This is a genomic window from Actinotalea sp. C106 (assembly GCF_023630195.1).
Classification (GTDB): Bacteria; Actinomycetota; Actinomycetes; order Actinomycetales; family Cellulomonadaceae; genus Actinotalea.
In genome coordinates this window covers 1-1,753 of the sequence record NZ_JALPKN010000442.1, presented here as the reverse complement: position 1 = coordinate 1,753, position 1,753 = coordinate 1, and the positions used below count along the sequence as shown (strand labels likewise).

Below are 1,753 nucleotides of genomic sequence, written 5' to 3'. Positions count from 1 at the left end.
CACGGTCCTGGGCCACCGCGAGCACCGCGACCCGCGTCTCGCGGGCCTGGGCGCTGTCGACCAGGGCACGTGGGTCGGCGTCAGCCGGGACCTGGAAGGCGCCGGGGGCGCCCAGCCCGCGCACCGACCCGTCGATGCGGCTCAGCCGGAAGACCCGTGGCGCTTCGCGGTCGAGGTCGTGGCCCACGAGGTACCACCCGCCGCGGGCCGCGACGATCCGCCAGGGCTCGACCCGCCGTCGTCGAACCTCCCCCGTGCTCGCGGTGCGGTAGGTGAACTGCACGCGGCGGCGCTCCTGGGTCGCGTCGAGGAGCGGCACGAGGGCAGGACCGGCCGGGTGCATCCGCGGGGAGAGCCCCGCCACGGTGTCGGTCGAGCCGGGGGTCGCACCGACCACCCGCAGCTTCGTCAGGGCCCGGGCGGCGTCGCTGCTCAGGGTCTGCCCCTGCCAGAACTCCGCCGCGAGGGCGAGGACACCGAGCTGGGCCGCGCTCAGGTCCATCGGGGGCAGGGCGTAGGCGTCGGTGTCGACCCGGTAGCCCTGGTCGTCGCCGTGGGCGGCGTCGGCGACCGTCACGACCGGGACCCCGAGCTCGCGCAGGGTGTCTTTGTCGCGCTCGAACATCCGCTCGAAGGCCTCGACCGACCCGGTCGCGTCGTAGCCCGCGACCGAGCGGCGGATCTGCTCCTTGGTCATCCTCCCGCTCGTGTTGACCAGGGCGATGACGAGGTTGAGCAGCCGCTCGGCGGGGGGCAGGGAGTCTGACATCACCCCCCACGCTAGCGGCCGGTACCGTGCTCGGGTGATCACGTGGCGTGCAGGGACCGTGGTGTCGCTCGGCCGGGCCTGGCCCGGGGCCACCGAGCTCCTCGTCCTGGACGAGGGTGGCTCAGAGCTCAAGGCCCTCGCCTACACCGACGTGGTCGGGTCCCCGGCGGTGAGCGACCGGGTCCTGCTCAACGTGTCCGCCCAGGCCCGGGGGCTCGGCACGGGCGGCTACGCCCTCGTCGTCGCCCTGCCCGACGCGTTGCCGACCGACCCGCCCGCGGGGCCCGGCCACCTCGTCAAGGCGCGGTACACGCCGCTGCAGAGCATGGTCTTGGGCGTGGACGAGCAGGAGTCCCCCCATCACGAGGCCCTCCGTGAGGCCGACGGCCTGGCCGGCATGCCCGTCGTCGTCGCCGACCTCCACTCGGCCCTTCCGGCCGTGGTCGCCGGCGTGCGGCGTGCGGCCGCCGACGCGGGTCGGACGCTGCGGGTGGCGTACGTCATGACGGACGGGGGTGCCCTGCCCGCGGCCTTCTCCCGCACGGTCGCGGCCCTGCGAGAGGCGGGCTGGCTCGAGGCCTGCGTGACGGTCGGTCAGGCGTACGGCGGGGACCTCGAGGCCGTCACCGTGCACACGGGCCTCCTCGCCGCGCGACACGTCGTCGGCGCAGACGTCACGGTGGTCGCCCAGGGACCGGGCAACCTCGGCACGGGCACCCGGTGGGGCTTCAGCGGGGTGGCAGCCGGTGAGGCCCTCAACGCCGCGGCCGTGCTCGGCGGACGCCCGGTCGCGTCCTTGCGGGTCTCGGGGGCGGACCCTCGCGAGCGGCACCGCGGGGTCTCGCACCACTCGACCACCGCCTACGGGCGGGTCGCCCTCACCCCGGCCGAGGTGGTCGTCCCGGTCCTGCCCGCCCAGGGGCGCGACCGCCCCGTCCTCGACGAGGGCTCCGCCGCCGAGCACCTGCTGCAAGTCGGAGGCCA

Annotated in this window: 2 protein-coding genes; one reads left to right on the top strand and one right to left on the bottom strand. The window is 75.6% G+C overall.

Translation table 11 applies throughout. From position 1 onward, the window contains the following. The coding region (locus L0B03_RS17375; protein WP_250448208.1) for a YafY family protein at window positions 1–769 on the bottom strand (769 nt) is incomplete at its 3' end. Window positions 770–803: 34 nt separating this feature from the next. Between L0B03_RS17375 and L0B03_RS17370 the strand changes: the two genes are divergently transcribed. Beyond that, window positions 804–1,753, top strand: a 950-nt coding sequence (locus tag L0B03_RS17370; protein WP_250448206.1) for a DUF3866 family protein, incomplete at its 3' end; no start/stop codon positions are given.